9 protein-coding genes and 2 tRNA genes are annotated in these 6,539 nt (G+C 70.4%); 5 read left to right on the forward strand and 6 right to left on the reverse strand.

Translation table 11 applies throughout. The annotated features are described in order from the left end of the window. The first annotated feature begins 1 nt into the window (after position 1). Entirely contained in the window at positions 2-478 is a 477-nt protein-coding gene (locus M3B01_RS06445) for a DUF3566 domain-containing protein (protein WP_259790345.1), read from the forward strand. An 18-nt stretch (positions 479-496) separates the two neighbouring features. Here the strand turns inward: M3B01_RS06445 and M3B01_RS06450 are convergent, their stop codons facing one another. Continuing rightward, entirely contained in the window at positions 497-970 is a 474-nt protein-coding gene (locus M3B01_RS06450) for an aminoacyl-tRNA deacylase (RefSeq protein WP_259790347.1), read from the reverse strand. A gap of 204 nt (positions 971-1,174) precedes the next feature. On the opposite strand from M3B01_RS06450, the gene M3B01_RS06455 reads away from it, so the two are divergent. From M3B01_RS06455 to M3B01_RS06465, 3 genes are all read left to right on the forward strand, one after another. Then, positions 1,175-1,248, forward strand: a tRNA-Ile gene (locus M3B01_RS06455). A gap of 20 nt (positions 1,249-1,268) precedes the next feature. Beyond that, positions 1,269-1,457 carry a DLW-39 family protein gene (locus M3B01_RS06460; RefSeq protein ID WP_259790349.1) on the forward strand — a complete coding sequence of 63 codons (189 nt, stop codon included), beginning with the start codon at positions 1,269-1,271 and terminating at the stop codon, positions 1,455-1,457. Between the two features lie 33 nt (positions 1,458-1,490). Next, a tRNA-Ala gene (locus M3B01_RS06465) sits at positions 1,491-1,563 on the forward strand. A gap of 117 nt (positions 1,564-1,680) precedes the next feature. Here the strand turns inward: M3B01_RS06465 and M3B01_RS06470 are convergent. Genes M3B01_RS06470 through M3B01_RS06490 form a run of 5 tightly spaced genes read right to left on the reverse strand, consistent with a single transcriptional unit; the run spans position 1,681 to position 5,395 of the window. After that, positions 1,681-2,571, reverse strand: coding sequence for a CorA family divalent cation transporter (locus tag M3B01_RS06470; RefSeq protein WP_259790351.1), 891 nt, complete (start codon positions 2,569-2,571; stop codon positions 1,681-1,683). Between the two features lie 9 nt (positions 2,572-2,580). Beyond that, entirely contained in the window at positions 2,581-2,826 is a 246-nt protein-coding gene (locus M3B01_RS06475) for a hypothetical protein (RefSeq protein WP_259790352.1), read from the reverse strand. Positions 2,827-2,829: 3 nt separating this feature from the next. Further along, positions 2,830-3,846 carry a sucrase ferredoxin gene (locus M3B01_RS06480; protein WP_311203204.1) on the reverse strand — a complete coding sequence of 339 codons (1,017 nt, stop codon included), beginning with the start codon at positions 3,844-3,846 and terminating at the stop codon, positions 2,830-2,832. Next, positions 3,843-5,150 carry a cupin domain-containing protein gene (locus M3B01_RS06485; protein ID WP_259790355.1) on the reverse strand — a complete coding sequence of 436 codons (1,308 nt, stop codon included), beginning with the start codon at positions 5,148-5,150 and terminating at the stop codon, positions 3,843-3,845. The genes M3B01_RS06480 and M3B01_RS06485 overlap by 4 nt, the downstream gene beginning before the upstream one ends. Further along, positions 5,147-5,395 carry a hypothetical protein gene (locus M3B01_RS06490; RefSeq protein ID WP_259790357.1) on the reverse strand — a complete coding sequence of 83 codons (249 nt, stop codon included), beginning with the start codon at positions 5,393-5,395 and terminating at the stop codon, positions 5,147-5,149. The genes M3B01_RS06485 and M3B01_RS06490 overlap by 4 nt, the downstream gene beginning before the upstream one ends. 156 nt (positions 5,396-5,551) lie before the next feature. On the opposite strand from M3B01_RS06490, the gene M3B01_RS06495 reads away from it, so the two are divergent. After that, positions 5,552-6,403: a uroporphyrinogen-III synthase gene (locus tag M3B01_RS06495; RefSeq protein WP_259790358.1), complete on the forward strand. Its 852-nt coding sequence runs from the start codon at positions 5,552-5,554 to the stop codon at positions 6,401-6,403. Positions 6,404-6,539 lie beyond the last annotated feature (136 nt).

Here is a 6,539-nt window from a genome sequence, read left to right on the forward strand (position 1 = left end):
CGTGACCACGAGCAACGCACAGCGCGATTCGGCGTCGTCCGGCGACTCCTCGAAGGGCGCCAGCCGCAGCCCCGTGAAGTCGGCCTCGGCCGGCAGCGCCAATGAGCGCGAGCGGCGCGCGCCGCGGCGCGTGCGCCTCACCCTGGCACGGCTGGACCCGTTCTCGGTGATGAAGCTGTCGTTCCTGATCGCGATCGCGATCGGCATCTCCACCGTCGTAGCCGTGGCACTGCTGTGGAACCTGGTGGACGCCATCGGCCTGTGGAATCAGATCGACCAGCTGGGACGTGACCTCAACGGTGGCAATCCGTTGCCCTTCATGGACTTCTTCAGCTTCTCGAAGATGGTCAGTTACGGCACCGTGGTGGCCGTGGTGAACGTCGTGCTGATCACGGCGCTGGGCACCCTGCTGGCGTTCCTGTACAACCTGGTGGCGGCGCTGTTGGGCGGGCTGAAGTTCACCTTCACCGACGAGTGAGACCGGGGTCTGCGGCCCTCAGCGCAGCTCGGTGACGTCCGCGACCTGCGCGGTCAGCGCTTCGAGGGCGGCCTCGGCGTTCACCGTGACGGCCACGCCGTGAGCTCCGGCGCCCAGGGAGATCTCGCGATCCGGGTCCCCGACCAGGGAGGCATCGGCGATGACAGGCCAGGCGGTGGTGGAGCCGAAGGGCGTGATGGTGCCGCGCTCGTAGCCGGTGGCCTGCATGGCCACGTCCTTGTCCGGCATCGAGAGGCGGTTCACGCCCAGCAGGGAGCGCAGCTTCGGCCAGGAGATCTCCCGGTCACCGGGCACCAGCACGAAGAGGAAGTCGCCCTCGGCGCGGCGCACCACCAGGGTCTTGATCAGGTCGCGGGGCTGGACGCCGCGGGCAGCAGCGGCCTCGGCCAGGGAGGAGACCCGGTCGTGGCGAGTGACGGTGTGGTCCAGTCCCAGGGACTCCAGGGCAGTGATGGCACGATGCTCGCTCATGGCCTCACCGTAGGAGCGGATCTGGTCACGAGTGGCCGGCGATCGAACCGAGACCGGGGGACGGGGCCCGCTGTGACCTCCCGTACAACCATCCGGGCCGGTTGGACGCAGAGGCGGGAGGGGCTGTACCGTAGTGCGTCGGTGGCACGCCGCCGCACGGTTCTCCGGGCCCGCCTTGAAGCACCGTGCAGGGATCGCCATCATGGGCCTATAGCTCAGTCGGTTAGAGCGCTGTCCTGATAAGACAGAGGTCACTGGTTCAAGTCCAGTTAGGCCCACTTCGAGGATCGGAGGACTCGTGAAGAAGTTCGCGCAGATCGCAGCAGTCCTGATCAGCAGCACCGTCGCCGGCGTTCTCGTCTGGCGCAAGGTGGAATCGGATCGGCTCCGCAACGACCTGTGGAACGAGGCCGAGGCCATCTCCGCCGAGCAGGACCAGGCACAGGCCGCCCCCAAGGCCCAGCCCGTTCCCGCAGAGCGGGTGTAGGCCTACAATCGATCCTGCGCCATCGGCGCACCCGGGGACTTAGCTCAGTTGGTAGAGCGGTAGCTTTGCAAGCTTCAGGTCAGGGGTTCGACCCCCCTAGTCTCCACAAAGCAGCACGTCAGAGGCCCTCTCCCGTCAGGGAGGGGGCCTCTGACGTGTGATCAGCCATTCGCCGGGGTGCGAGCCCTGCCCACAGCTGCGATGACGGGCCGCCGCCCCGTTCTCAGGACGAGCGCGCCACCCGGTGGGTGAGCACGATGGTCACCAGGACCAGCAGCAGCGGCAGGGCCACGCCGAGAGCGAGGAAAGCGCTGAGGGAGCCGATCCTGTCCACCAGCCAGCCGAAGTTCGTGCCGAAGAATCCCGCGGCCAGGTTCAGGGGCAGGAAGATCGTGGCCACGAAGGTGAGGCGCTCGCTGATGATCGTCCCCTGCTGCTGGAGCACGTCGCCCAGGCGGGCGTACTGCTGGGTGGCCCGAGAGCGCACGGCGTCCACGGCGTTCGCGCTGCGACGGAGCTGACGACGGTGGCCCGGTGAGAGGCACTGCGCCAGGTCCCCGTCCGGTGCCATCAGGCGGTGCTGGGTATCGGAGATCTCCTGGATGGAGAACAGGTGGTTGCGCAGCTCGGCGATGGCCTTGCGCTCCGGCGCGGAGGTGAAGCCGGCTGCTCGCACCTCGAGCCGCCGGCTCCGCTCGACCATGTCGTCCAGGACGTCCTGGGTGTGGAGAGCCAACTGGTGCACCAGGTCGATCACGATCGCCCACAGGTCGGGGCTCGGTGAGGTGCTCGGCGCGTGGAGGCGGTCCCTGATGCGGTCGAGGTCATCACCGTCGGCCACGATCAGCAGCCCGTCGCGCGCCACCAGCAGATGGATCGGTGACGGATCGCTGTCGGCTCTGAAGGTGAACAGGAGCAGATGCGCGGAGGCTTCCCCGATGCTGAGGGCGGGCCGGCGCGGGGTGCGCCCGTGCCGGGTGTGGGCGCGGATCGAGTCCGCGAGATCCAGCTGCGCGGCCGCCCAGGCCGTCAGCCGTGTGTCGAACCCGCGGGACAGCGCGATGAACTCGCCGTCCTGCCTGGTCCTGGTGTCGTCGTCCTCAAGGATCTGCATGGGTGCACGCTAGACCTGCTGCGAGGCCGGCCCGGGCGCGAGGACGGTGATGCCAAGGTCCTGCGCGGCTTTTGCCATGCGGTCGCCGTCGGTGGCCAGGCCATCGACGTCGTCCCCCAGTTCGAGAGCGGTGGAGAGATGGGGCGCGTCGAGGGACCGCAGCACCACTGGATCCAGCAGCCCGGTGCCCGCCCGTGCCTCTGCCGCGACGACGGAGGCTCTCTGCTTGAGCGCACGGATCGCGATCTCGGCCATGAGCTACATCGTAGAACGTGGGGTGGTCCCTGGCGAGGGTCCGAGCAGCTCCCGGACGTGCTCCACGGTGAACGCGGCCGCGACCGCTTTCTGCAGCCCGCGGCAGGTGAGCTGGCGAGGCTCGGTGCGCGAGGCGCTGAGCTCCACCTCGAGCAGCTGCTGGGCAGCGAGCTCCTGCCGATCTTCTGCGCCCGCATCCCGGACCTTGGTTCCCGCCCCTGAGCGCAGGCGACGTACTCGCACCCGCCACCGGCCGTCCTCGAACGCAGCGGAGTCGATGCGGTGGTCGAAGCGGCCGGCCGGGCCCCAGTGCTCGAGGGCGGCACTGACTGCCACTTGCTCCACCGGTGCCAGGTCCGTGTACCCCCGCAGGTGCTCGGCCCCGATGAGTCCCTGCATGTGGTCCTCGATCACAGCGAAAGTGCTGCCGGCCTCGAGGTTGCCGTAGTACACGCCGTCGGGCACCACCAGGACGTTCGCCGCGAACCTGTCGCCACCCACGTGCGAGCACTCCCAGACCGACTCCGGCCACCGCGCGGCCAGGGCCGCCGCGACGGGCCGCCCGCGCACCGCACAGCACACGTCGTGCTGACCATGAGCGCACACCAGCAGCACCGGATCCCCGCTGAGCCGGCCCGCGTTCGCCGGATCAGCCACCTCCGTCAGGGCTTCCGGGATAACCCGCAGGTCCTCATCGTGTCGCCAGCGGCCCCAGATCTGCCGCAGGTCCCCGGGCCCGGCCAGGTGCATCACGCCCCAGCGGCCCGAGGCGGCCCGGGAGCGCCGCCCGTGCCGACGGATCAACAGGATACGGGCCCGCAGCGCCTGCGCTGCCGTGAACACCTGTGCGTACACCTCAGCATCGAGATCCAGGCCGTCGAAGCCGTTGGGTGGCCAGCCCCCGCGATGCTCGACCAGCACCCAGTACGTGCCGCGGGGCGCGGTGCCGGCGATCCCGTCACCGCGCTCCCGGGCGGCATCGGCGCAGCGGAATGCGTGCTGTGGTGGCAGAGGGGTCACGTCTCAGTGCTGGAAGGTGTACCGACCCCGGGGCGCACTTCCGCGGGGACAGCATCGGCCGGCACCAGCACGCCGGAACGCAGCAGGCGCTCCACCAGCTCACGACCGGCCTGCTCCGCGGTGATCGAGTCACCGGCCAGCGCCGGCTTCACGTGCGCGAGCTCCCCCTCGGTGAAGTCCAGCCAGCCCACCCGCGTCCACAACCGAGATCCTTCCAGTCGCGCATCCAGGTGGCCGCGCAGCACGAACCGGGGCGATCCTGCATCGTCTGCATCGTCTGCATCGTCTGCATCGTCTGTGTGGGCTTGCAGGCCCCGCAGGGCGGCGAGCTGTGCGAGCGGTCCCAGCGGTGCCGGGCGTGCCTGCCCCCGACGGGTGCGGGCCAGGCCGGCGGAGGGATCAGCATCGTCGAGCACGGCCGCGATCTTCTCCCGCACCAGGTCCAGCACCTCCCTGTCGGGCCCGTCGGACCCCAGCGGGAGGCTCTGCCGCATCTGCGGATCCTCCCGCAGAAGCGCCAGTACGGACTGGGTGACCTCCTCGGCCACGGCGTACCGGGTCCAGTTGTGGATGCCGAGGGTCACGTGGATGGAGACCTCGCCCTGCGCTGTGGCCGAATGCAGCCAGCCCCGCGGCAGGTAGAGGGCGTCCCCGGGTTCGAGCACCGCGTCGATGTACGGCTCATTGGCGGCGGCCTCGGCGACAGCGTCCCGGCGGTCGGTCCAGGGCTGGTCCCGCAGGGGTGCCTCCAGCACGGGAGGGCGCAGCACCCATCGCTTGGTGCCCTCGATCTGCAGCACGAACACGTCGTGCACGTCGTAGTGGTCGTCGAAGCCCTGATTCTGCGGGGGCGTGATGTAGGCGTTGGCCTGCACAGGATTGCCCAGCTCGTCGGCGAGATCGGCAGTGAAGGCAGCCAGTGGCTCCCAGGTGCGCTGCAGGGCCTGCAGCACCAGGGTGGCGCCATCACGGAAGTGCCGCCACAGAGCGGTGTCATCCAGCTGGTCGCCGATCGTGGCACCCACACCGGCGCCAGACGTGAAGGAGGACACCGGCAGCGTCGCCCCGTCCTTCGCGACACGCAGGAACGGCGAGCGCAGACCGCGGCGGGAGATCAGCTCGTCGACCGCGGCGGAGGAGAACAGGTCGGAGAAATCGCTCGCTCCCCGCGTCAGCAGAGCCTTGCGCCCCCACACCTCGGCGGCGAACTCCTCGCGGCCGACGTCGATCAGGCGCGAGGCCAGCACCCCGGCCCCGTCACGGGAACCGGGGTGCTGGTCATCGGTCGAAGGACAGGTGGTCACCGATCAGCTCCACCGTCGGCGCCGCCGTCCTGCTGGCCGGGGACGCCGGAGGCACCGCCGTCGGCCGGACCCTCCGCGCCGCCGTCAGCGCCACCGTCCTGCACGCCGGGAACGCCCGAGGCGCCACCGTCCGCAGGGCCCTCCGCGCCGCCGTCGGCGCCGCCGTCCTGCACGCCGGGAACGCCTGCAGCGCCGCCGTCCGCGGGGCCTTCGTTCTCGTTCGGGAAACCAGTGGTGTCGGTCATGCGTCCTCCTCGGTCGGTGACATGGGGCGGGCAGTGACCCGCTCCACAGGAGGCTATATGCCCCAGCTGACGGACGAAACCGCGCGGACCGATCGTTTCGACGCCGCTGCCCCGTTTCCGGCTGTCACTGGCTCGTTTCCTCCGTACGCTGAGGTCATGACCACCTCGCCTGACGCGCACCGTCTCTCCGACGCCCTCGACGGCCGCCGCATCGTGCTGGCGGTGGACCGCCGCACGGAGGAACTGGCGGCCGCTCTCGAACGGCATGGCGCCGAGGTGTCGGTCGCCGCGCCCCTGACCAACATCCCGCACGTGGACGACGAGGCGCTGCTGGCCCGCACCCGGGAGCTGATCGCCGATCCACCCGAGCTGCTGGTGATCACCACGGGCATCGGGATGCGCGGCTGGTTCGAGGCGGCCACTGCCTCCGGGATCGCCGAGCAGCTGCGCGAAGCACTGTCCGGTGCCACGATCCTGGCGCGCGGCCCCAAGGGGCGCGGCGCGATCCAGCAGGCGGGCCTGACCGCCCACTGGGTGGCCGAGTCGGAGACCGCCGCAGAGGTGGCCGAGCACCTGCGCACCATGGATGTCGCCGGGCGGCGGGTGGCGGTGCAGCATCACGGTTCGGGGGCCGACGGGCTCGACGAGCTGCTGGCCCAGAAGGGTGCCGACGTGGTGAGCCTGACCGTGTACCGGTGGGGCCCTCCCCGCGACCCCGAGGCCGTGCGTCGCTCCGTGCACGATGCTGCCGAGGGCCGGATCGACGCCGTGGTCTCCACGGCCGCCCCGGGTGCACACCGCTGGTTGGAGGTCGCCCGACGGGAAGGGGTGCTGGACGGCATACGGGAGCGGGCGCAGTCCGGAGACCTGGTGCTGGCGGTGGTCGGTCCGGTGAACGCCGGCCCGTACGAGGAGCTGGACATCCCGGTGCTGCAGCCCGAGCGGATGCGGCTGGGGTCGATGGTCAAGGTGATCGTGCAGCACTACGGGCAGCAGCCCCGCGGCTGACCCTCCGAGGTCGTGGGTCGTGCGTCGAGGGTCCGTGGGTCGTGAGTCGAGGGGCCGTGCGCCGGCCTGGCCATGTCACGGCGTGACCGTCCGCCGGCGCCCGAAACGAGGTCCGCGAGGCAAAGATCGGATATCC

Origin of the sequence: Brachybacterium sp. p3-SID957 (genome assembly GCF_025144775.1) — a bacterium.
Taxonomy (GTDB): domain Bacteria; phylum Actinomycetota; class Actinomycetes; order Actinomycetales; family Dermabacteraceae; genus Brachybacterium; species Brachybacterium epidermidis.